Genomic DNA, 22,998 nt, shown 5'->3' with positions numbered 1-22,998 from the left:
ATGGCCCTAGACAGGGGCCTGCCCCCGGGCCGCCCCGACGGGCCGGGGGCACGATCGGCAGAGGCCGTGCATCCACCCGTACGGCCCGCACGTGTGACCGGCACAGCCGGTGCGGCGAGGGGACGGAACGCGAGTGACGGACAGCGCAGGCATACCGGGCGGCACCCGGGCCGGCGGAGGCTCCTCGAAGCCTCCGCGCGGCCGCCGGCGCCGTCTGCTGCGCTGGATCGGGCTCGGGCTGGCCCTGCTGGTCCTGGCCGGGGCGGCCACCGGCTGGTGGCTCTACCGCAAGCTCGACGCGAACATCACCGAGGACACGTCCGCGGCTGCCGAGCTCGAGCGCTACGAGCGGGAGCGCCCCACGCACCTCGTGGGCGACGCGCAGAACATCCTGCTGATCGGCTCGGACTCGCGCTCCGGCGAGGAGAACGCCCGGTACGGGCAGGACCGGGGCACCGAGCGCTCGGACACCGCGATCCTGCTGCACCTGCCCGCGGACCGCAGGAGCGCGACGGCGGTCTCGATACCCCGGGACCTGATGACGCGGATCCCCGCCTGCCTGACGGAGGGCGGGATCCGGACCACCGAGCGGCTCGCGCAGTTCAACTGGGCGTTCCAGTGGGGCGGGGCCGCCTGCACGATCCGTACGGTGGAGAAGTTCACCGGAATCCGGATCGACCACCACATGGTGGTGGATTTCGGCGGCTTCAAGAAGATGGTCGACTCGGTCGGCGGGGTGGAGGTCTGCCTCAAGCAGCCGATGAACGACCCCGAGGCGAAGCTGAAGCTCCCGGCCGGCCTGCAGACCCTGCACGGGGAGCAGGCCCTCGGCTTCGTGCGCGCCCGCCACAGCCTGGGCGACGGCAGCGACACCGAACGGATGGAGCGCCAGCAGCAGTTCCTCGGCTCGCTGGTCAAGAAGGTGCAGAGCAACGGGGTCCTGCTGAACCCGGGCCGGCTGTACCCCCTGCTGGACGCGGCGACCTCCTCGGTGACCACGGACCCGGGGCTGGCCTCACTCCGCGACCTGTACGAACTGGTTCGGGGCATCCGGGACATACCGGCCGAGCAGGTCAAGTTCCTGACGGTGCCCCGCCGCCCGTACGCCGCCGACCCGAACCGGGACGAGCTGGTGCAGCCGGACGCAGACCGACTCTTCGAGCAGCTGCGGACGGACAGGCCGCTGACGGTGACCCCGCCGACGGCCGAAACCGAACGGCTCCGGGAGACCGCCCGCGCCGCCGAACCCGAGGCCTCCGCACCCCCGTCGGGAACCGGCTCCGCCCCGGCTCCCGTCCCCACCTTCACGGGAACCACGGCGGGCACGGCCGATTGCCGGTAAAGCAATCCCCAAAGGCAGTGCCCGAACAGAAGGGGTTGGGGGGTTTGGCCCGTTATAAGGGGAGTGGAATTTGTCACCACCATGGTTTGCAGTTGACCTGGCCGGATAAGGTGAGCGATCCGGTGCCCCGGCCAGCAAAGAGGCCGTGCACCAGCAGCCGGATCGTTGACCGGGCGTCTTGGGGGAGGCGCGTCGCGAGGCACCGACGGAGGATTCGAGCAACCGTGGATGCGCAAAGCCGTGGGCGGGCGGACGAGATCGACCCCGCAGACCAGTGGGTGCTCAATCCCCGCACAGGCAACTACGAACTGCGACTGGACCGCTCCGCTGCGCAGCAGCAGCCCTCGGTCGCAGCGCCCCGCAGATCGTCCTCGGCCCGCCCCGGAGCGCCGGCAGCCCCCAAGGCCCCGTCCCCGGCGGTGCCCTCGCCGCGGCGCGGCGAGGGTCCGCCCGGGCGGCGCGGCGGACGTCCGCGCAAGGGCGGCGGAGGTGGTGGCCGGCGCAAGAAGATCCTGGTCGTCACCGGCGGCACCCTGGCCTTCCTGCTGGTCTGCGGTTCGGTGGGCGGGTACCTCTACTACGACCACCTGAACAACAACCTCAAGGTCACCGACGTCGGCGATGCGGGCACGGGCGGGTTCAAGAAGGACCAGCCCATCAACATCCTGGTCATCGGCACCGACAAGCGCAGCGGCGCGGGCAACGAGGGCTACGGGGACGCGGAGAGCGTCGGCCACGCCGACACCACGATCCTGTTCCACGTCGCCAAGGACCGCAGCAACGCCACCGCGCTGTCCATCCCGCGCGACCTGATCACGAACATCCCGGCGTGCCCGACGAAGCAGCCCGACGGTACGACGAAGACCATCCCCGGTGAGAAGGGGACCCGGTTCAACATCAGCCTCGGCCAGGAGGGCCGCGACCCGGGCTGCACCATGCGTACGGTGAAGGAGATCACCGGGGTCGCCATCGACCACTTCATGATGGTCGACTTCAACGCGGTGAAGGTGCTGAGCACGGCGGTCGGCGGCGTTCCGGTCTGCCTGGCGAAGGCCGTGGACGACAAGGACTCCAAGCTGAAGCTGGACGCCGGCGAGCACCGGCTGCAGGGCGAGCAGGCCCTGGCCTTCGTACGGACCCGGCACTCGTTCGGCAACCACGGCGACCTCGACCGGATCAAGACCCAGCAGCAGTTCCTGGGCTCGATGATGCGCGAGATGAAGTCGAAGGAGACGCTGACCAGTCCGAAGAAGTTCTTCTCCCTCGCGGAGGCGGCCACCAAGTCGCTGAACGTGGACTCGGGCATAGGGTCCATCGACAAACTCACCAACCTCGCCGGTGAGTTGAAGGACATGGACCTGAAGAACATCACCTTCACCACGCTCCCGGTGCTCGACAACCCGGCCGAGCCCGAGGGCAAGAAGGCGACCGTCGTCGTCGACCAGCGCCTGGCCGATCCGCTGCTGAAGATGATTCAGGGCGACGTCTCGCTGACGGAGGTCGAGAAGAAGGAGCAGGCGGCGAAGGACGCGGCCGACGCGGAGGCGAAGAGCAAGGCGGACGCCCTGCTCCAGGGCAACCGCGCACCCGCGGGCGACGTACGGGTGGACATCTACAACGGCGGCGGCCCCGGGGGCTCGGCCTCCACCACCCTGGGCTGGCTGCAGAACAGCAAGGGCGTGAACAAGGCCAGCAACCGCGGTAATGCGCCCGCGAAGGTCGACACGACCCAGCTGGAGTACGCGCCCAACCAGGCCGACCAGGCCCGGGCGCTGGCCGACATGATGGGCCTGCCGGCCACGGCACTGAAGATGGGCTCGGCGGACGCCGCGCCCAAGACCCCGATGAAGCTGACGCTCGGCGCGGACTACAAGGGGGCGGGGGTCTCGCTGACGGCGCCGCAGAAGGCGCCGGAGGACATTCAGCGGGTCGAGGCCGACAAGGCGGTCTGCGCCAAGTAGGCCGAGCAGGGCAAGAAGGCCGGACAGCCCGGACCGGCTGTCCGGCCGGGGCCGGCCTGTGCCGGTGGACCGGCACACCACGACACTAAGTGAATCTTGAGGGGGACGTGTGAGGCACAGCAGCGTGCGAGGGGAGGGGGCGCCCGCCCAACCCGGCGGTGACATATCCGGCGGCGGATCCGGCAGCAGCGGCCACAAGCGGCGGGGCCGTCGGCGCGTGGTGCGCTGGGTGTCCTCCGTGCTGTCGTTCCTCATACTCGCGACGGCGGCGGGCGGCTACCTCTACTACCGCCACCTCAACGGCAGCATCAAGACCGACGCCCTGAACCTCGGCGAAACCAAGCTGGGCGGCTCCAAGCCCAACGCCTTCGGGCAGACCCCGCTGAACATCCTCCTCATCGGCTCCGACGCCCGTGACGACGCAGCCAACCAGGCCCTCGGCGGGGCCAGGGACACCTTCGACGGCCCGCCCCTCGCGGACGTGCAGATGCTGCTGCACCTGTCGGCGGACCGCAGCAACATGTCGGTCGTGTCGATGCCGCGCGACACGATGCTGATGATGCCGAAGTGCACCGAGCCGGGCGGCAAGGTCCACCAGGCCAGCAAGGGCCTCGTCCAGACCAACGAGTCCCTCAGCCGAGGCGGGCCCGGCTGCACGGTCGCCGCCTGGCAGGAGCTCACGCACATACCGATCGACCACTTCATGATGATCGACTTCAAGGGCGTGGTGACGATGGCGGACGCCATCGGCGGCGTCCCGGTCTGCGTCCAGCAGAACGTGGAGTCGCGCACCAGGGACGGCAAGGGCTCCGGCCTGAAGCTCCCCGCCGGGACGAACACCATCCAGGGCGAGCAGGCCCTGCAGTGGCTGCGCACCCGCTACGGCTTCGAGGACGGCACCGACCTCGGCCGCACCCACGCCCAGCACATGTACATGAACTCGATGGCCCGCGAGTTCCGCAAGAACGCCAAGCTCAGCAACCCGGTGAAGCTCAACAGCCTGGCGCAGGCGGCCATCAAGGCCATGGTCGTGGACCCCGGCCTCAACAAGATCGACAAGCTGTACGACCTCAGCATGGAGCTCAAGAAGGTCCCCACCGGGCGGATCACCATGACCACCATGCCGTGGGTATACAGCACCCGCGAGGAGGGCCGGGTCGAGCCCAAGCCGGTCGAGGCCGAGGGCCTGTTCCAGATGGTCCGCGAGGACATCGCGCTCGACGGCAAGGGGTCCGGGAACCCGGCCGCCACCCCGGAGGGGCCGGCCGCCTCCGGATCTCCCGCCGCCTCCGGCTCCCCCGCGGCCCCGTCCCAGCCGGCCGCCGACCCGGCCGCACCTGCGGCGAAGATCCCGGTCACCGTGCGCAACGCGACCGGCGGCAAGGACGGCGCCCAGACCCGGGTCAAGGGCCGGGCCGACGACGTCGCCGCCATCCTGGCCGGCAAGGGCTTCACCAAGGCCCTCGCCACCACGCAGACCGCGGCCGAGGACACCACCGTGATCCGCTTCTCGAGCCCGGACCAGGCGGGTGACGCGGCGGCCGTGGCCACCGCGCTCGGCCTGCCGGCGAGCTCCGTGGAGAAGTCCGACGACGTCACCGGGATCGTCCTGTTCGTCGGCAAGGACTGGCGGACCGGCAACGCGCCGACCCCGCCGCCGCCGGCCCCGACCAAGGCCCCGGACTCGGCCCGCCCGTTCAACGGCGACGACGACAAGGAGTGCATGGCGATCCAGCCGGGCTTCACCTGGTAGCGCCTGCACGTGAAGGGGCCCGGGGTGCTGTCGGCCGACAGCACCCCGGGCCCTTTCGTGTCCTACGTACGCGGCTGTCGCCGGCCTGCTCAGACCTCGCTGGCGAGGTCGCGGCGCACCGCCGGGCGGCGGCTCGCGATGACCTTGGCCGCGAGCGAGCGCGGGCTGGTCAGGAAGCCGAAGCCCCAGGACATGTGCATGGTGGCCATGGCCACCGGGATCTGCGCCCGCGCCTTCAGGGACAGGCCCTTGCCGGCCGGGATCGAGCCGACGGTGATCGCCGCGAGGTAGCCGGCCGGGACCACGAAGCCCCACGGGCTGACGACCGCACCGGCCACGACACCGGCGGCGATGGCGCACAGGGCGGTCGGCGAGGCCAGGTAGCGCAGGTTGATCGAGCCCGAGTGGTAGCGGGCCACCACGTGCCGCCAGCGGCCGTAGTCCTTGTACTGCTTGGCGAGCGCCCGTACGGACGGCCGCGGGCGGTACTGGACCTTCAGCTCGGGCGAGAACCAGATGAGCCCGCCGGCCTCGCGGATGCGGAAGTTCAGCTCCCAGTCCTGGGCGCGGATGAACTCCTCGTTGTATCCGCCGGCCAGCTCCAGCGCCTCGCGGCGGAAGACACCCAGGTAGACGGTGTCGGCCGGGCCGGCCTTGCCCCCGGTGTGGAAGGCCGCGTTGCCGACGCCGATCTTCGAGGTCATCGCGGCGGCGACGGCGTCCTCCCAGGCGTTCTCGCCCTCGGCGTGCATGATGCCGCCGACGTTCTGCGCACCGGTCTCCTCCAGGAGGCGGACCGCGGTGGCGATGTAGTTCGGCGAGAGCATGCCGTGGCCGTCGACGCGTACCACGATGGGATGGCGCGAGGCCTTGATGGCGGCGTTGAGGGCGGCCGGGGTGCGGCCGGAGGGGTTCGGAACGGTGACGACGCGGGGGTCCTCGCGTACGAGCTCGGCGGCGATCTCGTCGGTGCGGTCCTTGGACGGCCCCAGCGCGATCACCACCTCCATCTCACCGGCGTACTCCTGTCCGAGGATGTGGCGGACGGAGTCACGCAGATGGCGCTCCTCGTTGAGCACCGGCATGATCACCGAGACTGCGGGCTGCTGGGCGGGCATGTGGTCCTTCACGGTCGGGTATCGGTGTCACGTTACCGCGTACGGGGGAAACGGGTGCGCGCCGCCTGATCGGTAGGGACAGAGGCTGATCGTATGGGCCTACTGTTCTGACGATCTGCCCGCTGTGTCTGGTTCGTTCCTGCCGGCCCCTGCTGCCCCGCGGAGGTGTCCCCCGTGCCCCAGCCGCACCGCCCCACCCGACCCGCCCGGCCCCCGCAGCCGCAGCGCGCGCGGCGCGGCGGTGGTCCGGCCCGGCACCGGACGGACCGGCCCCGGTGGGGGGTACGGCTGGCGGCCGGACTGGCCGTGGCGGTGCTGGGCTCCGGGGCGATCGGGCACGCGGTGATGACCGGCGTGGACACCGGGATCGAGCGGGTGGACCCCTTCAAGGACATGAAGAACCGGCCGCAGGCCGGGCACGGCCTGAACTTCCTGCTGGTCGGCACCGACGGCCGGGACAAGATCACCCCGCAGGACAAGCGCGAGTACCGCCTCGGCGGCGCCCCCTGCCACTGCACCGACACCGTCATGCTGGTCCACCTCTCCGCGAACCGGCAGCGGGCCAGCGTCGTCAGCCTGCCCCGCGACAGCTACGCCGAGCTGCCCGCGCACCGGGACGAGTCCAGCGGGAAGCAGCACGGGCCGCACGCCGTGAAACTCAACGCGGCGTACGCGGAGGGCGGGCCGCAGCTGACCGTGCGGACCGTCGAGAACATGACCCGGGTGAAGATCGACCACTACCTGGAGGTCGACTTCACCAGCTTCATGAAGACCGTCGACGCGATGGGCGGCGTGGAGGTCTGCACCGCCAAGGCCCTGCACGACCAGAACACCGGCCTGGACCTGCTGCCCGGCACCCACCGGCTCAGCGGCGGACATGCCCTGCAGTACGTGCGCTCGCGCCATGTGGACGGGGCCGCCGACCTCGGCCGCATGCAGCGCCAGCAGCGGTTCGTCGCCGCCCTGGTCAAGCAGGCGACCGGCGGCGGGGTACTGCTGAACCCGGTGAAGTTCAAGGAGGTCAGCTCCACGCTGCTGGGCTCGGTCCGGGCCGACCGGGGCTTCGGATCGGAACAGATGCTGGCCCTGGGCCAGGCCCTGCGCGATTTCACCCCGGCCTCCTCGGAGTTCGCCTCGGTGCCGATCGGGAACCCCTCGTACCCCGTCAAGGGCATCGGCTCGACGGTGAAATGGGACGGGCCGAAGGCCGCGAAGCTCTTCGAGGCGCTGCGCCTGGACCGGCCGCTGGCCCCCGCCGCACCGGGGCCGGGGCGGGGACAGGCGAAGACGCAGGGCGAAGGGCAGTCCGGGCGCGCGGTGCAGCAGCAGCCGGCGGTTCCGGTGGACGTGCCGCCGCAGCAGATCCGGGTGCAGGTGGAGAACGGGACCCGGATCGACGGGCTGGGCGGGCGGGTGGACACGGCACTGCGCGCCACCGGCTTCGACACCACCCGGGCCCCGGTGGGCGGCGCGAGCCGCGACGTCAAGCGCACGGTGATCGCGTACGACCCGCGCTGGGACCGCTCGGCCCGTACGGTCTCGACCGCGCTGCCCGGCAGCGAGCTGCGGGCGGTGGCGGGCCAGGGCCGGACGGTCCTGGTGATCGCCGGAGCGGACTACCGGAAGGTGGTGCCGGTCCGGCCGGAGGACCCCAACCAGGGCCAGTTCGGGGTGGTCACGGGCGACCAGGTGGTCTGCGGCGGGTAGCCCGACCGGGGGCCGGGCTCAGTCGTGGTCGAAGCCCTGGGCCGCGCGCTCCTCGCGCAGCGCCATGATCGCCCGGCGGCGGGCGAGCCGGTGCGTGCGGCGGATCTGGGCCTCCTGGTTGCGGCGCCGGTCCTGGTCGGTCTCGGGGAGCACCGGCGGGACCGTACGCGGCTTGCCTTCGGCGTCCACGGCGGTGAAGACGAGGTAGGCGCTGCCGACCTGGGTGGCGGGGGTCGACTCGTTCCACCGCTCGGCCAGGACCCGTACGCCGATCTCCATGGAGGAGCGGCCGGTCCAGTTGCACTGGGCCTTCACGTGGACCAGGTCGCCGACGCGGACCGGTGCGAGGAAGGCCATCTCGTCCATGGACGCGGTGACGGCGGGCCCGCCGGAGTGGCGCCCGGCGACGGCGCCGGCCGCGTCGTCCACCAGCTTCATGATCACACCGCCGTGCACCGTGCCGAGGAGGTTGGTGTCGTTGGCCGTCATGATGTGGCTGAGGGTGGTCCGCGAGGCCGAGATCGGCTTGCCCTGCAGGTCGCCAGCCGTCTCGCCCGGTATCTCTGTCATACGGACACCTTAAAGCCGACGCCGAGGCATCAGCTCTGCAACAGCACCGGAACGAAGCTCCGCCCGGACTGTCGTGCACCCCGTCCGGCCAGGCATCCTAGGCGGCATGAGTGAGTGGCCCCAGGGGCGCAACGACAGCGGCGACGACCGGTACGGACACGGCAGCGCACAGGCGCAGCCGGAGGGTGCCCGGCGGATGCCGCATGTCCAGCGCCGGCAGCAGCGGCCGGTGCCGCCGCAGCAGCAACCGCAGCGACCGGCGCAGCCGCCGGCCCGGCCCGGGCAGCCGCCCGCGTACGGGGTACCTCCGCAGCAGGCCCCGGGCCACGACACGTACGGCGGCTACGACAGCGGCTACAACACCGGCCAGGTCTACGGGAGCCCGCAGACCAGCCCGGCGGGTCCGGGCGGCCCTGGTGCTCCGAGCGGGCCCGGTGGCCCCGGCGGTCCCGGCGGGCCGGGCCGCCGGCCGGCCGGCCCGGCCCCGGACTGGCGCAGGCGGATCAAGATCGGCTCCATCGTGCTGGTCACGGCGCTGCTGGCGACCACCATCGGCACCTACTTCTGGGCCGACTCCAAGGTGCGCCGAGAGGTCGACCTCTCCAAGGTCATCGAGCGCCCGAAGGAGGGCGACTGCACCACGTACCTGATCGTGGGCTCCGACAGCCGCGAGGGCCTGTCCGACGAGGACAAGAAGAAGCTCCACACCGGCTCGGCCGAGGGCAAGCGCACCGACTCGATGATGATCCTGGCGGCCTGCTCCAGCGGGAACACCATGATCTCGCTGCCGCGCGACTCCGACGTGGAGATCCCCTCCTTCGTCGGCTCCCAGTCGGGCAAGAAGTTCCCGGCGCAGGGCAGGCACACCAAGCTCAACGCGGCGTACGCGGAGGACGGCCCGGAGCTGCTGGTGCGCACCGTGGAGCACAACACGGGGCTGCGCATCGACCACTACGCGGAGATCGGCTTCGCCGGTTTCGCGAACATCGTGGACGCGCTCGGCGGTGTCGACATGAACATCGAGAAGGGCTTCAAGGACGAGAAGTCGGGCGCCGACTTCAAGGCCGGCGAGCAGACGCTCAACGGCGAGCAGGCCCTCGCCTTCGTCCGGACCCGGTACGCGTTCGCCGAGTCGGACCTGGCGCGCACGAAGAACCAGCAGAAGTTCCTGGCGACGCTGGCCAACCAGGCGGCCACGCCGGGCACGATCCTCAACCCGTTCAAGCTGTACCCGGTACTGGGCGCGGGCCTGGACACGCTGGTCGTGGACAAGGACATGTCGCTGTGGGACATGGCCGACATGTTCTTCGCGATGAAGGGCATCAGCGGCGGCGAGGGCGTGTCGATGAACATGCCGATCGCGGGCGAGCGCGGCGGCAACCTGCTCTGGGACAAGGCGAAGGTGCAGCAGCTCGTCAAGCAGATCCAGAACGACGAGAAGGTCACCGTCACGGCCAACTAGCCGGACACGAAGATGCCGCCGACCTCACGTGGTCGGCGGCATCTTCGTGTGCTGTCAGCGGTCGGAGGAGAAGCGGACGGCGGCGGAGGGCAGTTCGGCCCCGCACCACACCCGCGCGCCCGCGCGCAGTTCGTTGTCGGAGCCGACGACGGCCCCGTCCCCGAGGACCGCGCCGTCCAGTACGGTGCGCGTTCCCACCGAGGCGCCGACGCCGATCAGGCTGGCGCGGACCTGGGTGTCCGGGCCGATGACCGCGCCGTCGAGCACGATGGAGCCCTCGACGACCGCGCCCGCGGCGATACGGGCCCCGGCGCCCACGACGGTGCCTCCGGAGAGCTTGGCTCCGGCCGCCACCTCTGCGCCCGGGAGCACCAGGGACTCACCGCGCGGACCCGGGACGGCCGGGGAGGGGACGACCCCGCGTACGAGGTCGGCCGAGGCCTGGACGAAGGACTCGGGCTTGCCGAGGTCCAGCCAGTACGTGTTCTCGGTGACCCCGTGGAGCCTGGCCCCGGAGGCGAGCAGGCCGGGGAAGGTCTCCCGCTCGACGGAGACGGGACGCCCGGCCGGAATCGAGTCGATGACGCTCCGCCGGAACACGTAGCAGCCGGCGTTGATCTGGTCGGTGATGATCTCCTCGGGGGTCTGCGGCTTCTCGGTGAAGGCCAGCACCCGCCCCTCGGAGTCGGTGGGGACCAGGCCGAAGGCCCGCGGGTCCTCCACCCGCACCAAGTGCAGCGAGACGTCGGCGGCGGCCGCCCGGTGCGAGTCGACGAGCCCGGCGATGTCCAGGCCCGTGAGGATGTCGCCGTTGAAGACGAGGACGGAGGAGTCCGGTCCGCCGGTCAGCCGCTGCGCGGCGTTGCGGATGGCTCCGCCGGTGCCGAGCGGCTCGTCCTCGACGACGTACTCGAGCGAGACGCCGAAGGCGGAGCCGTCACCGAAGTACGGCTCGAAGACCTCGGCGAGGTAGCAGGTGGCCATCACGATGTGCGTGACACCTGCGGCGGCGGCCCTGGCTATCTGGTGGGCGAGGAACGGAACCCCGGCCGCGCGCACCATCGGCTTGGGGGTGTTGACCGTGACGGGGCGCAGACGCGTCCCCTGCCCCCCGACCAGCAGGATGGCTTCCAAAATTGTTTTCTCCCCACCCGGTTCGGGCCCTATGTGGGTCCCAAGTTAGCCCATCCGCGTACACGGCCGCCTCGGAGCCGAACGAGAGCAGACGTGGCGGGACGGCTGGACGCGCGCGACAGATGCTTCCCAGTCGCTGCAAGTGGCTTCGGCCGCCCTCGTCGTACCCGAGCCCGCCTGGAGCAGCGTCCGGCCCGTGGTCACACGGACCGGCAGGCGGACGCGAACGACCCCCGGCAGGGTGCCGGGGGCCGGTCGTGGGGCTGCGGGGCAGGCCGGGCTACGGCAGGTTGCGCGCCATGACGATCCGCTGGACCTGGTTCGTGCCTTCATAAATCTGGGTGATCTTCGCGTCGCGCATCATGCGCTCGACCGGGTAGTCGCGGGTGTAGCCGTAGCCGCCGAGGAGCTGGACGGCGTCCGTGGTGACCTCCATGGCCGCGTCCGAGGCGAAGCACTTCGCCGCCGCGCCGAGGAAGGTGAGGTCGGCGTCGCCGCGCTCCGAGGCGGCGGCCGCCTGGTAGGTCAGCGCGCGGGCGGCGGCGATCTTCATCGCCATGTCCGCGAGCATGAACTGCACGCCCTGGAAGTCGCCGATCGGCTTGCCGAACTGCTTGCGCTCCTGGACGTAGCCCTTGGCGTAGTCCAGGGCGCCCTGGGCGATGCCGAGCGCCTGGGCGGCGATGGTGATGCGGGTGTGGTCGAGGGTCTTCATCGCGGTGGCGAAGCCGGTGCCCTCGGCGCCGATCATGCGGTCGGCGGGGATCCGCACGTTGTCGAGGTAGACCTCGCGGGTCGGGGAGCCCTTGATGCCGAGCTTCTTCTCGGGGGCGCCGAAGGAGACGCCCTCGTCGGACTTCTCGACGACGAAGGCGCTGATGCCCTTCGACCGCTTCTCGGGGTCCGTCACGGCCATGACCGTGTAGTACTCGGAGACGCCCGCGTTGGTGATCCAGCGCTTGACGCCGTTGAGGACCCAGAAGTCCCCGTCGCGCACGGCGCGGGTCTTCATGCCGGCGGCGTCGGAGCCCGCTTCGGGCTCGGAGAGGCAGTACGAGAACATGCCGTCGCCCTTGGCCAGCGGGCCGAGGTACTTCTTCTTGAGGTCCTCGGAGCCGGAGAGGATCACCGGGAGCGAGCCGAGCTTGTTCACGGCCGGGATCAGGGAGGAGGAGGCGCAGACGCGGGCCACCTCCTCGATCACGATCACGGTGGCGAGGGCGTCGGCGCCGGCGCCGCCGTAGATCTCGGGGACGTGGACGGCGTGCAGGTCGCTGGCGACGAGCGCGTCGTGGGCCTCCTGCGGGAAGCGGGCCTCCTCGTCGACCGCGGCTGCGAACGGCAGGATCTTCGCCTCGGCGAGCGAGCGGACGGACTCGCGGAGCATGTCGTGCTCCTCGGCCGGGCGGTACAGGTCGAAGTCGGCAGAACCCGCCAAGACTCTCACTCCCCAAGTGTGATGCGCGTGCGATGCGTGTGCACTGCGTGATGCTAACTACCGTTAAGTAACCCAAATCTTAGTGTCCGGCGTCATGGCAGCGATATGTACGAGGTACGTGAGCTGCGTGACAGCCGTGTCTCCTGGGGAACGTCCCCGCGGACCGGCCCGACTATGCTCAGTGGCCGCAAACGGCCCCGCACCTCTGGAGCACCCATGGCCCCCCTCAGGATCACTGTGATCGGCACCGGCTACCTCGGCGCGACCCATGCCGCGGCGATGGCGGAGCTGGGCTTCGAGGTGCTCGGGCTGGACGTGGTGCCGGAGAAGATCGAGATGCTGGCCGCGGGCCGGGTGCCGATGTACGAGCCCGGGCTCGAGGAACTCCTCGCCAAGCACGTCGAGGGCCTGCCGGGCTCCACCGGGCGGCTGCGCTTCACCCAGTCCTGGGAGGAGGTCGGCGCCTTCGGCGACGTCCACTTCGTCTGCGTGAACACTCCGCAGAAGCACGGCGAGTACGCGTGCGACATGTCGTACGTCGACTCCGCGATGCAGTCGCTGGCCCCGCACCTGACCCGGCCGGTGCTGGTCGTCGGCAAGTCCACCGTGCCGGTGGGCTCGGCGGAGCGGCTCGCTGCGAAGCTGGCCGAGCTGGCCCCGGCGGGCGCCGAAGTCGAGCTGGCGTGGAACCCGGAGTTCCTGCGGGAGGGCTTCGCCGTGCAGGACACCCTGCACCCCGACCGGATCGTGATCGGCGTCCAGGGCGACCGCGCCGAGAAGCTGCTGCGCGAGGTGTACGAGACGCCGATGGCGGAGGGCACCCCGCTGGTGGTGACCGACTTCCCGACGGCCGAGCTCGTCAAGACCGCCGCCAACTCCTTCCTCGCCACGAAGATCTCCTTCATCAACGCGATGGCGGAGGTCTGCGAGGCCGCCGGCGGCGACGTGGTCAAGCTGGCCGAGGCCATCGGTCACGACGAGCGGATCGGCGCGAAGTTCCTGCGCGCCGGCATCGGCTTCGGCGGCGGCTGCCTGCCCAAGGACATCCGGGCGTTCATGGCACGCGCCGGCGAGCTCGGCGCGGACCAGGCGCTGACCTTCCTGCGCGAGGTCGACTCCATCAACATGCGCCGGCGCGGCCACATGGTCGAGCTGGCGCGCGAGGCCGTGGGCGGGTCCTTCCTCGGCAAGCGCGTCGCGGTCCTCGGTGCCACCTTCAAGCCGGACTCGGACGACGTCCGCGACTCCCCCGCCCTGAACGTGGCCGGGCAGATCCACCTCCAGGGCGGCCAGGTCACCGTCTACGACCCGAAGGGCATGGACAACGCCCGCCGCGTCTTCCCGACGCTCGGGTACGCGGACTCGGCGCTGGAGGCGGCCCGCGGCGCGGAGGTCGTCCTGCACCTCACCGAATGGCGCGAGTTCCGCGACCTCGACCCGGTGGAGCTGGGCGAGGTCGTCACCGACCGCCTGATCCTCGACGGCCGCAACGCCCTCGACACCGACCGCTGGCGCGCGGCCGGCTGGACGTACCGCGCGATGGGCCGCCCGCGCGCCTAGGTTCTGCCGGCTTGCGCCGCCTGCGCCGCACCGAGCCGCCCTACGCCGGTCTGCGGTGCTGGGCGGCGCGGGCCGTGAATTCCACGTCGCGCAGCACCCGTTGGGCGTTGTCCCAGGTCAGCAGGGCCAAGTCGGTCTCCGACCAGCCCCGCTCGAGCAGTTCCGCGATCAGCCGCGGATAGCCCGAGGGGTCGGTCAGGCCGGCCGGCCGGGGGGTGCCCTGCTCGGAGCCGAAGGTGGCGCCGAGGCCCACGCAGTGCGGGCCCGCGACGGCCCGTACGTGTTCCACGTGATCGGCGACGGCGTGCAGCGAGTCCCCGGTCTGTTCGGCGTCGAAGGTCACCATCGCCAGACCGTTCGCCGCCCGCAGGGCCAGCAGCACCTCGTCGGTCACGTTCCCCGGATGTGGGTTCAGGGCCGCCGCCGCGGTGTGCGAGACGATCACCGGGGCCTTGGAGGCCCCCGCGAGCTGGCAGGCCACCTCCGGCGTACAGCCGGTCAGGTCCACCAGCATCGCCAGCCGGTTCATCTCCCGGACCACCTCGTGGCCGAAGGGCGTCAGGTCATGGTGGGCCCAGGGCGCTCCCGCGGGCGCGAGGACCCGTACGCCCAGGGCGTGGAACGCACGCAGGGCGCCCAGCGAATCGGTCAGCGTACGGCCGGACACGGGGCCCAGGAACGAGGCGATCCGGCCCCGGTTGCGGGCATCGGCCATGTCGTCCGCGGTCAGCGCGAGGCACAGGCCGTCGGGATAAAGGCGCATCAGGGTGAGCGCGACGTCGATCTGTTCGAGGGTGTCGGACACCATCTGGTCGGCGGCCGCGGCCGCGGCCGCGGCCTCGCGCGGCAGCAGCAGCGACCAGAACTGGGCGCCGACCCCGCCGGCGCGCAGCCGCGGGATGTCGGTGTCGACACCGCTGTCCGGGGTGTCGATGTCGTGGTACGGGCTCTGGCGCAGGGTCCAGACCAGTGTGTTGTGCCCGTCGGCGACGGGATGCACGGACAGCAGGGCGACGGCCCGCTCCAGGGCGCTGCCCGGTACCGCGGCGGGCAGGTCCTCGGCTCCGGCGGAGCCGGGGCCCGCGGGGGCCGTATCGGCGGTGTAAGCGGTGTGCGCGGTGTACGCGGCGTTCTGTTCATCCTGCAGGTCGGCCATGGCGTTCGCTCCGGTCTCGGCGGCAGCAGGGAGGGATGCTGCCACCGTGACACGCCGGACGGCCGGATCGCCCGGCGGATGTGGCGTTCGGGTGTAACCCGCAGGTCACACCCCTCGCCACAGCCGCCGGGCGGCGGCTACAGGACCGCGTTGGAGGGGCCGCGGGACGCGGAGAGCTCGCGCGCCACCGCCTCGGCGTCGCGCAGCGCCCGTACCGCATTGGACCAGGTCAGCTTGGCCAGGTCTGCGTGCGACCAGCCGCGTGTGAGCAGCTCCGCGATCAGGTTCGGGTAGCCCGCCACGTCGTCCAGCCCGGCCGGGGTGAAGGCCGTGCCGTCGTAGTCGCCGCCGATGCCGATGTGGTCGACGCCCGCCACCTCGCGCATGTGGTCGAGGTGGTCGGCCACCGTGGCGGCCGTGGCCACCGGGCGCGGACGCTCCGCCTCGAAGGCGCGGTGCAGGGCCATCGCCTCGGGCGAGGTGTCCAGGTGGTGGAAGCCGTGCGCCCGCAGGTTCTCGTCCGCGGCCAGGGTCCACTCGACCGCGGCCGGGAGGATGAACTTCGGTACGAACGTGGCCATCGCGACGCCGCCGTTGGCCGGCAGCTGCGCCAGCACGTCGTCCGGGATGTTGCGCGGGTGGTCGCACATCGCCAGCGAGGACGAGTGCGAGAAGATCACCGGCGCGGCCGAGACGGCGAGTGCGTCGCGCATCGTCGTCGCGGCGACGTGCGAGAGGTCGACGAGCATGCCGATGCGGTTCATCTCGCGGACGACCTCGCGGCCGAAGTCGCTCAGGCCGCCGTGGCGCGGCTCGTCGGTCGCCGAATCCGCCCAGTCGATCGTGTCGTTGTGCGTGAGCGTCATGTACCGCACGCCCAGCTGGTGCAGGGCGCGCAGCGTGGCGAGCGAGTTGTTGATGGAGTGGCCGCCCTCGGCGCCCATCAGCGAGGCGATCCGGCCGTCGGCGCGGGCCGCCTCCATGTCGTCCGCCGTCAGCGCCCGCACCAGGTCCGCCGGGTAACGGTCGATCAGCTGGGCGACGGCGTCGATCTGCTCCAGGGTGGCGCTGACCGCCTCGTCGCCGGCGAAGTCGGAGCGGACGTAGACCGACCAGAACTGCGCGCCGACGCCGCCGGCGCGCAGCCGCGGGATGTCGGTGTGCAGCAGGCCGCGCTGGTCGCCGGCGATGTCGCGCTGCGCCAGGTCGTAGCGGACCTGCTCGCGCAGGGCCCACGGCAGGTCGTTGTGCCCGTCGACCACCGGGTGCTCGGCGAGCAGTTCGCGGGCCTCGGCGAGGCGGTCCGCCGCCACGGACGTGTGCGCCGCGCTCACTTGCCGAACCCGAAGGACTCCGCGTTCGCGACCTTCGTCCGCAGCCGCTTGCCCTTCTCCGTGGCCTGGTCGTTGAGCTCCTGCTGGAAGTCCTTCATCCGGGCGAGGAGGTCCTTGTCGTGGGCGGCCAGCATCCGTACGGCCAGCAGCCCGGCGTTGCGCGCCCCGGCGACGGAGACGGTGGCGACGGGAACCCCTGCGGGCATCTGGACGATCGACAGCAGGGAGTCCATGCCGTCGAGGTACTTCAGCGGCACGGGGACGCCGATGACGGGCAGCGGGGTCACCGAGGCGAGCATGCCGGGCAGGTGGGCGGCCCCGCCGGCGCCGGCGATGATCGCCTTCAGGCCGCGCTCGGCGGCCTGCTCCCCGTACGCGACCATCTCGCGCGGCATCCGGTGCGCGGAGACGACGTCGACCTCATAGGGGATCTCGAACTCGTCCAGGGCCTGGGCGGCGGCCTCCATGACGGGCCAGTCGGAGTCCGAGCCCATGACGATGCCGATGACGGGACCTGCGATGGAGGTGCTCATGCCGTGATCGTTCCTCTGAGGTAGCCGGCTGCGTGGCGTGCGCGTTCCAGCACATCGTCCAGGTCGTCGCCGTAGGTGTTGACGTGGCCGACCTTGCGGCCGTGTTTCACGTCCTTGCCGTACATGTGGATCTTGAGCTGCGGGTCGTGGGCCATGCAGTGCAGGTACGCCGCGTACATGTCGGGGTAGTCACCGCCGAGCACGTTCGCCATGACCGTCCAGCGGGCCCGGGGGCGGGGGTCGCCCAGGGGGAGGTCCAGGACCGCGCGGACGTGGTTGGCGAACTGGGAGGTGATCGCGCCGTCCTGGGTCCAGTGGCCGCTGTTGTGCGGGCGCATCGCCAGTTCGTTGACGAGGATCCGGCCGTCGGTGGTCTCGAACAGCTCGACGGCCAGGTGGCCGGTCACGCCGAGCTCCTTGGCGATGCGCAGGGCGAGGGCCTGGGCCTCGCCCGCGAGCGCCTCGGACAGGTTCGGGGCGGGGGCGATCACCGTGTCGCACACGCCGTCCACCTGGACGGACTCGACGACGGGGTAGGCCACGGCCTGGCCGTGCGGGGAGCGGACGATGTTGGCCGCGAGCTCGCGGACGAAGTCGACCTTCTCTTCCGCGAGGACCGGGACGCCCGCCTTGAAGGGGGCCTCCGCGTCCTCGGGGGTGCGCACGAACCACACGCCCTTGCCGTCGTAGCCGCCGCGCACGGTCTTGAGGATGACCGGGAAGCCGCCCACCTCGTCGGCGAAGGCCGCCGCGTCCGCCGGATCGCTCACGATCCGGTGCCGGGGGCTCGGGGCGCCGATCTCGTCGAGCTTCGCGCGCATCACCCCCTTGTCGGCGGCGTGCATCAACGCGTCGGGCCCCGGGCGGACGGGAATGCCGTCCGCTTCCAGGGCCCGCAGGTGCTCGATGGGCACGTGCTCGTGGTCGAAAGTGATCACATCGCAGCCGCGCGCGAAGGCGCGCAACGTCTCCAGGTCGCGATAGTCGCCGATGACGACATCGCTCACGACCTGGGCCGCCGAGTCCTGTGGGGTGTCACTGAGGAGCTTGAATCTGATGCCGAGGGGGATACCCGCCTCGTGGGTCATGCGGGCGAGCTGTCCGCCGCCGACCATGCCGACTACCGGGAACGTCACCTCTCCAGGGTATCCGCCGGTATTCCGCCATCCGGACGTGACCCTGGCCCGTTCTGGTCGACGCGCGTAGCATTCCCGCCCCCGTGTGCCGTGCGTCGCACGGTGTGCGAAGGCACAGACGGGCCCGTGGGGCGACACTTAGCATGGCCGGGTTGACCGAAGGCGGCAGACGCCTCCGCGGACGCCCCCGAGCGGGGCGGTGACGACAGGACTGATCCATCACATGAGTACGCCGCAGCAGGGTTCCGCGCTCGAACGCGTACGGGGCCTCGCCCGCGAGGTCGCGAAGTTCGGGGCCGTCGGCGGCATCGGTGTACTCGTCAACCTGGGCGTCTTCAACCTGATCCGCCACACGACCGACCTCCAGGTCGTCCGGGCGAGCGTCATAGCCACCATCGTGGCCATCGTCACCAACTACATCGGCTTCCGGTACTTCACCTACCGCGACCGCGCCCGCACCGGGAGCTCCCGCGAGCTGCCGCTGTTCGCGGCCTTCAGCGTGATCGGCCTGGTGATCGAGAACGGCGTGCTGTACACCGCCACCTACGGGTTCGACTGGGACGGCCCGCTCGCCACGAACGTGTTCAAGTTCATCGGCATCGGCACGGCCACCGTGTTCCGCTTCTGGTCGTACCGGACCTGGGTCTTCAAGGCCCTGCCGGAACCCGCGCCGACTGCGGCCCAGGCTCCGGCCCCGGCCTCGGTGGTCGCCACGCCGCGCGGGGGGGCCGAGAGCGGCCCGAGCGCCGCACGCGCCCCCGAGCCCGCCGGCAAGTAGGCCGTACGCGCCCCTGCGGGCGCCCGGCCGGCTCGGCGCACCGCCCGCCGGCTCAGCGAACCGTCTGCTCCGGCTCCGGCCGCTCCGGCGCCGTCCGGCTCAGGAACAGCGCGAACACCGGCGGCTGCGTCTGCAGCAGCTCCAGGCGACCCCCGTCGGCCTCCGCGAGGTCCCGGGCCACCGCCAGACCGATCCCGGTGGAATTGCGCCCGCTGATCGCCCGCTCGAAGATCCGGTTGCCCAGGTCCGGCGGGACCCCCGGCCCCTCGTCCGTGACCTCCAGCACCGCCTGGTTCCCGATCACCCGGGTACGCAGCGCGACCGTGCCGCCCCCGTGCATCAGCGCGTTCTCCACGAGCGTGGCCAGCACCTGCGAGACCGCGCCCGGGGTGCCGACGGCCCGCATGCCCGTCTTGCCGGAGCGCACGATGGCCCGGCCCGCGCTGCGGTAGGCCGGCCGCCACTCCTCCACCTGCTGCTTGACGACCTCGTCCAGGTCGAAGGGGACCGCCGAGCCCGTCCGCGGGTCCCGCGAGTTCGTCAGCAGCCGCTCGACCACGTCCGTGAGCCGCTCCACCTGGGTGAGGGCGATGGTCGCCTCCTCCCGTACGGTCTCCAGGTCCTCGGTGACCGTGATCTCCTCCAGCCGCATCGACAGGGCCGTGAGGGGGGTGCGCAGCTGGTGCGAGGCGTCCGCGGCGAGCCGCCGCTCGGCGGTCAGCATCCGGCCGATCCGCTCGGCGCTGGAGTCCAGCACGTCCGCGACCCGGTCCAGCTCGGGGACCCCGTACCGCTTGTGCCGGGGCCGCGGGTCGCCCGATCCCAGCCGCTCGGCGGTCTCGGCCAGGTCGGTGAGCGGGGAGGCCAGCCGGTTGGCCTGCCGTACGGCGAGCAGGACGGCCGCCACGACGGCGAGCAGCGCCACCGCGCCGACCACGGCCAGGGTCCGTCCGACCTCGCGGGTCACCGTGGAGCGGGACTCCTCGACGACGACGATCTCGCCCTGCTCGCCCTTGGCGGTGCCGCGGATGACGCTGTCGGGGATCCGGTCGCCGACGTCCACGGGCGGCTGCCCGGGGACGGTGATCCGGGCGTAGCGGCCCATGTCCAGCTGCTCGGCGAGGGCCTGGGCGTCGATGGGCTTGTGCTCCAGGACGCTCGACTCGACGATGCCGACCAGCCGCAGCGCCTCGGACTCGATGCGGTCCTGGGCGCTGCTGGTGATCGTCCGGGTCTCCACGATCACGAGGGAGACCCCGAAGACGGCGATGACGACGAGCACCACGGCGAGCGTGGAGTTGATCAGACGGCGGCGCATGCTCCGGTGCCGCTAGCTCTTCTCGAAGCGGAAGCCGACGCCCCGGACGGTGGCGATGTAGCGCGGGTTCGCGGCGTCGTCGCCCAGCTTCTTGCGGAGCCAGGAGATGTGCATGTCGAGGGTCTTGGTGGAGGACCACCAGGTGGTGTCCCACACCTCGCGCATCAGCTGGTCGCGGGTGACGACCCGGCCGGCGTCGCGGACCAGGACCCGCAGCAGGTCGAACTCCTTGGCCGTGAGCTGGAGCTCCTCCTCGCCCATCCAGGCGCGGTGCGACTCGACGTCGATCCGTACGCCGTGGGTGGCGGGGGCCTGGGTGGCGTCGTTGGCGCCACGCCGCAGCAGGGCCCGGACCCGGGCCAGCAGCTCGGCGAGGCGGAAGGGCTTGGTCACGTAGTCGTCGGCGCCGGCGTCCAGGCCGACGACCGTGTCGACCTCGTCCGCCCGGGCGGTGAGCACCAGGATGGGGAAGCCGTGGCCCTCGGCGCGCAGCCGGCGGGCGACCTCGAGGCCGTCCATGCCGGGCAGGCCCAGATCCAGGACGACGAGATCGACGCCGCCCTGCAGTCCCGCGTCCAGGGCGGTGGGGCCGTCCTCCCGGACCTCGACCTCGTACCCTTCCCGGCGCAGGGCGCGGGCCAGGGGCTCCGAGATGGATGCGTCGTCCTCGGCGAGCAGTACACGCGTCATGTGGGTGATGGTAGTCCGCGGGGGCGATGTGGAGGGGCGCACCTGCACACCCCTGCCGATCTGGTCTTATGTCTGAGGGCGGCCTTCGAATGTGGCCAAACGGTTCCCTGCCTGCCTGTGATCCATCTCTCAAGTCCTTTCATATGCCGCAGTGTCGTGTCGTATGGTGGCGAGACGCCTGATGCACTACCTCTGAGACCTTTGCGCCGAAAAGCGAGCCGAAGGTCTCGATTCTGTCCGGATCGATCAGGGGGTCTTGACGACCTTCCTCTTCGACTTCGGTGACAGTGAATGACCTGTGGGCCGGGCCCCGCGCGCGAAGGATGCGCCTGGGGCGTGGATCCCGGTTACGGACATCCCGCTGCCCCCCTCCTCATGGGACGGGGGCAGACCCCTGGGCGTGGGGTGGGACACCCGTCGCCGGTGCCGGCCACCCCCCACCGGGCGCTGTTCCGCTCACGAAGCGAAGCGTCCCGACCAAGCAAGGATCGACGATGGCTTCCAGCCTGACGAGGGACTCGGCCGCTGCCGGCGAGAAGACCTTCCTCGGCCACCCCACCGGCCTGGCCTTCCTCTTCATGACCGAGATGTGGGAGCGCTACAGCTTCTACGGCATGCGCGCGCTGCTCGTGCTCTACCTGGCCACGAACGTGGCCGACGGTGGGCTCGGGATGAACGACGCGACCGCGGTCGCGATCTACTCCGTCTACAACGCGATGGTCTACCTGCTCGCCCTCCCGGGCGGCTGGCTGGGCGACCGCGTCTGGGGTGCCCGCAAGGCTGTGGCTGTCGCGGGTGTCGTCATCATGACGGGCCACTTCCTGCTGGCGGTGCCGGCGACCGTCTCGTTCTTCATCGGCCTGGCGCTCATCGCGGCCGGTTCCGGCGTGCTGAAGGCCAACATCTCCACGATGGTCGGCCAGCTGTACCGGGACGAGAACGACCCGCGCCGTGACGGCGGCTTCACGATCTTCTACATGGGCATCAACCTCGGTGCCTTCGTCGCCCCGCTGACCATCGGCTGGGTCGGCCAGGAGGTCAACTGGCACATCGGCTTCGCCATGGCCGGTGTCGGTATGGCCCTGGGTCTGCTGTTCTACTTCATCGGCTTCCGCCACCTGAACCCGGTCTCGAACCAGGTTCCGAGCCCGCTGAGCGCCGAGGAGAAGTCCTCGGTCGTCAAGAAGGGCCTGATCTGGCTGGGCGTCGCCGCCGCTGCCTACGCGATCATCGGCCTGGCCGGCATCTTCACGATCAACTACGCCCTGTGGCCGCTGACCATCGCCGGTCTCATCCTCCCGGCGTGGGCGATCCTGCGGATCAAGCGCGACAAGGACCTCTCGGTGGTCGAGCGGTCCCGCATGTCGGCGTACGTCTGGTTCTTCGCCGCCGCCGCGATCTTCTGGGCGATCTACGACCAGACCGGCTCCACGCTGGCCCTGTTCGCGAAGGACAGCACGGACAGCACGCTGTTCGGCTTCTCGTTCCCGGAGAGCTGGTTCCAGTCGCTGAACCCGCTGTTCGTGATGGCGCTCGCGCCGGTCTTCGCCTGGCTGTGGGTTGCCCTCGCCCGTCGCTCCAAGGAGCCGACCACCCTCGCGAAGTTCTCCTTCGCGCTGGTCATGATCGGTGCCTCCTTCGGCGTCATGATGGTCGCCCAGGGCCTGGCCGGCGGCGACGCGAAGGTCAGCCCGATGTGGCTGGTCGGCGTCTACTTCATCCAGACCGTCGGCGAGCTCACCCTCTCCCCCGTCGGCCTGTCGCTGACCACCAAGCTGGCGCCGCAGAAGTACGCCTCCCAGATGATGGGTGTCTTCTTCCTCGCGGTCACCGCCGGTGACTCGACCATCGCGCTGCTCCAGCTGCTCGGCGCCCCGACGGACACCCAGGGCTGGTTCGCCACCCAGGGCGTGCTCGCCGTCCTCGCCGGCATCGCGATCTACATGTACCGCAAGAAGGTCCAGCCCCTCATGGGCGGCGTGCACTGACGCACCCCCCGTACGCGCGC

At 71.1% G+C, this 22,998-nt stretch carries 18 protein-coding genes; 8 read left to right on the top strand and 10 right to left on the bottom strand.

What is annotated here, in order from left to right:
• Positions 1 to 133 precede the first annotated feature (133 nt).
• From OHT74_RS23635 to OHT74_RS23625, 3 genes are all read left to right on the top strand, one after another.
• Positions 134 to 1,342 (top strand): LCP family protein, encoded by a 1,209-nt coding sequence (locus tag OHT74_RS23635; RefSeq protein ID WP_266666469.1) that lies wholly within the window; start codon positions 134 to 136, stop codon positions 1,340 to 1,342.
• Between the two features lie 224 nt (positions 1,343 to 1,566).
• A complete protein-coding gene (locus OHT74_RS23630; protein WP_328621311.1) occupies positions 1,567 to 3,303 on the top strand; it encodes an LCP family protein in 1,737 nt (578 codons plus the stop codon).
• A 109-nt stretch (positions 3,304 to 3,412) separates the two neighbouring features.
• Positions 3,413 to 5,056, top strand: coding sequence for an LCP family protein (locus OHT74_RS23625; protein ID WP_266666467.1), 1,644 nt, complete (start codon positions 3,413 to 3,415; stop codon positions 5,054 to 5,056).
• An 89-nt stretch (positions 5,057 to 5,145) separates the two neighbouring features.
• Here OHT74_RS23625 and OHT74_RS23620 read toward each other — a convergent pair whose 3' ends face one another.
• A complete protein-coding gene (locus OHT74_RS23620; RefSeq protein WP_266666466.1) occupies positions 5,146 to 6,174 on the bottom strand; it encodes a glycosyltransferase family 2 protein in 1,029 nt (342 codons plus the stop codon).
• Between the two features lie 174 nt (positions 6,175 to 6,348).
• Here OHT74_RS23620 and OHT74_RS23615 point away from each other — a divergent pair, with 174 nt between their 5' ends.
• Positions 6,349 to 7,881, top strand: coding sequence for an LCP family protein (locus OHT74_RS23615; protein ID WP_328621310.1), 1,533 nt, complete (start codon positions 6,349 to 6,351; stop codon positions 7,879 to 7,881).
• Positions 7,882 to 7,899: 18 nt separating this feature from the next.
• On the opposite strand, the gene OHT74_RS23610 is transcribed toward OHT74_RS23615, so the two are convergent.
• On the bottom strand, positions 7,900 to 8,451 hold the full coding sequence (locus OHT74_RS23610) for an acyl-CoA thioesterase (RefSeq protein ID WP_266628720.1): 552 nt from the start codon (positions 8,449 to 8,451) through the stop codon (positions 7,900 to 7,902).
• A 106-nt stretch (positions 8,452 to 8,557) separates the two neighbouring features.
• Between OHT74_RS23610 and OHT74_RS23605 the strand changes: the two genes are divergently transcribed.
• Positions 8,558 to 9,913: an LCP family protein gene (locus OHT74_RS23605; protein ID WP_328621309.1), complete on the top strand. Its 1,356-nt coding sequence runs from the start codon at positions 8,558 to 8,560 to the stop codon at positions 9,911 to 9,913.
• 54 nt (positions 9,914 to 9,967) lie between these two features.
• On the opposite strand, the gene OHT74_RS23600 is transcribed toward OHT74_RS23605, so the two are convergent.
• On the bottom strand, positions 9,968 to 11,050 hold the full coding sequence (locus tag OHT74_RS23600; RefSeq protein ID WP_266672993.1) for an NDP-sugar synthase: 1,083 nt from the start codon (positions 11,048 to 11,050) through the stop codon (positions 9,968 to 9,970).
• A 277-nt stretch (positions 11,051 to 11,327) separates the two neighbouring features.
• Complete coding sequence (locus OHT74_RS23595; RefSeq protein WP_266666458.1) at positions 11,328 to 12,485, bottom strand: acyl-CoA dehydrogenase family protein; 1,158 nt, start codon at positions 12,483 to 12,485, stop codon at positions 11,328 to 11,330.
• Positions 12,486 to 12,701: 216 nt separating this feature from the next.
• On the opposite strand from OHT74_RS23595, the gene OHT74_RS23590 reads away from it, so the two are divergent.
• A complete protein-coding gene (locus OHT74_RS23590; protein WP_266666456.1) occupies positions 12,702 to 14,045 on the top strand; it encodes a UDP-glucose dehydrogenase family protein in 1,344 nt (447 codons plus the stop codon).
• A 40-nt stretch (positions 14,046 to 14,085) separates the two neighbouring features.
• Here OHT74_RS23590 and OHT74_RS23585 read toward each other — a convergent pair whose 3' ends face one another.
• The 4 genes from OHT74_RS23585 to OHT74_RS23570 all read right to left on the bottom strand — a co-directional run bounded on the left by OHT74_RS23585 (position 14,086) and on the right by OHT74_RS23570 (position 18,204).
• Complete coding sequence (locus OHT74_RS23585; RefSeq protein WP_328621308.1) at positions 14,086 to 15,201, bottom strand: dipeptidase; 1,116 nt, start codon at positions 15,199 to 15,201, stop codon at positions 14,086 to 14,088.
• A gap of 137 nt (positions 15,202 to 15,338) precedes the next feature.
• The gene (locus OHT74_RS23580) at positions 15,339 to 16,535 is read right to left on the bottom strand and encodes a dipeptidase (RefSeq protein ID WP_266666452.1); all 1,197 of its coding nucleotides are present in this window, start codon (positions 16,533 to 16,535) and stop codon (positions 15,339 to 15,341) included.
• On the bottom strand, positions 16,532 to 17,068 hold the full coding sequence (purE, locus tag OHT74_RS23575) for a 5-(carboxyamino)imidazole ribonucleotide mutase (protein WP_266666450.1): 537 nt from the start codon (positions 17,066 to 17,068) through the stop codon (positions 16,532 to 16,534). The genes OHT74_RS23580 and purE overlap by 4 nt, the downstream gene beginning before the upstream one ends.
• A complete protein-coding gene (locus OHT74_RS23570) occupies positions 17,065 to 18,204 on the bottom strand; it encodes a 5-(carboxyamino)imidazole ribonucleotide synthase (RefSeq protein WP_266994901.1) in 1,140 nt (379 codons plus the stop codon). The genes purE and OHT74_RS23570 overlap by 4 nt, the downstream gene beginning before the upstream one ends.
• Before the next feature lie 223 nt (positions 18,205 to 18,427).
• Here OHT74_RS23570 and OHT74_RS23565 point away from each other — a divergent pair, with 223 nt between their 5' ends.
• A complete protein-coding gene (locus OHT74_RS23565) occupies positions 18,428 to 18,982 on the top strand; it encodes a GtrA family protein (RefSeq protein ID WP_266666446.1) in 555 nt (184 codons plus the stop codon).
• 52 nt (positions 18,983 to 19,034) lie between these two features.
• Here the strand turns inward: OHT74_RS23565 and OHT74_RS23560 are convergent, their stop codons facing one another.
• Together OHT74_RS23560 and OHT74_RS23555 are read right to left on the bottom strand one after the other, a co-directional pair.
• A complete protein-coding gene (locus OHT74_RS23560; protein WP_328621307.1) occupies positions 19,035 to 20,300 on the bottom strand; it encodes an ATP-binding protein in 1,266 nt (421 codons plus the stop codon).
• Between the two features lie 12 nt (positions 20,301 to 20,312).
• Positions 20,313 to 20,990 carry a response regulator transcription factor gene (locus tag OHT74_RS23555; RefSeq protein WP_030865957.1) on the bottom strand — a complete coding sequence of 226 codons (678 nt, stop codon included), beginning with the start codon at positions 20,988 to 20,990 and terminating at the stop codon, positions 20,313 to 20,315.
• Between the two features lie 494 nt (positions 20,991 to 21,484).
• Between OHT74_RS23555 and OHT74_RS23550 the strand changes: the two genes are divergently transcribed.
• Positions 21,485 to 22,978: a peptide MFS transporter gene (locus OHT74_RS23550; protein ID WP_266666441.1), complete on the top strand. Its 1,494-nt coding sequence runs from the start codon at positions 21,485 to 21,487 to the stop codon at positions 22,976 to 22,978.
• Positions 22,979 to 22,998 lie beyond the last annotated feature (20 nt).

The organism is Streptomyces sp. NBC_00354, from assembly GCF_036106915.1.
In the GTDB taxonomy this organism is placed as follows: domain Bacteria; phylum Actinomycetota; class Actinomycetes; order Streptomycetales; family Streptomycetaceae; genus Streptomyces.
Note: the sequence above shows the minus strand (reverse complement) of the source record. Positions and strands in the feature narration are given on the sequence as shown.

Bases quoted from the DNA above. Each gene is read 5' to 3' on its own strand.
- OHT74_RS23620 (WP_266666466.1), bottom strand. From the start codon at position 6,174: ATGCCCGCCCAGCAGCCCGCAGTCTCGGTGATCATGCCGGTGCTCAAC.
- OHT74_RS23610 (WP_266628720.1), bottom strand. From the start codon at position 8,451: ATGACAGAGATACCGGGCGAGACGGCTGGCGACCTGCAGGGCAAGCCG.
- OHT74_RS23605 (WP_328621309.1), top strand. From the start codon at position 8,558: ATGAGTGAGTGGCCCCAGGGGCGCAACGACAGCGGCGACGACCGGTAC.
- OHT74_RS23590 (WP_266666456.1), top strand. From the start codon at position 12,702: ATGGCCCCCCTCAGGATCACTGTGATCGGCACCGGCTACCTCGGCGCG.
- OHT74_RS23585 (WP_328621308.1), bottom strand. From the start codon at position 15,201: ATGGCCGACCTGCAGGATGAACAGAACGCCGCGTACACCGCGCACACC.
- purE (WP_266666450.1), bottom strand. From the start codon at position 17,068: ATGAGCACCTCCATCGCAGGTCCCGTCATCGGCATCGTCATGGGCTCG.
- OHT74_RS23565 (WP_266666446.1), top strand. From the start codon at position 18,428: ATGAGTACGCCGCAGCAGGGTTCCGCGCTCGAACGCGTACGGGGCCTC.
- OHT74_RS23560 (WP_328621307.1), bottom strand. From the start codon at position 20,300: ATGCGCCGCCGTCTGATCAACTCCACGCTCGCCGTGGTGCTCGTCGTC.
- OHT74_RS23555 (WP_030865957.1), bottom strand. From the start codon at position 20,990: ATGACGCGTGTACTGCTCGCCGAGGACGACGCATCCATCTCGGAGCCC.
- OHT74_RS23550 (WP_266666441.1), top strand. From the start codon at position 21,485: ATGGCTTCCAGCCTGACGAGGGACTCGGCCGCTGCCGGCGAGAAGACC.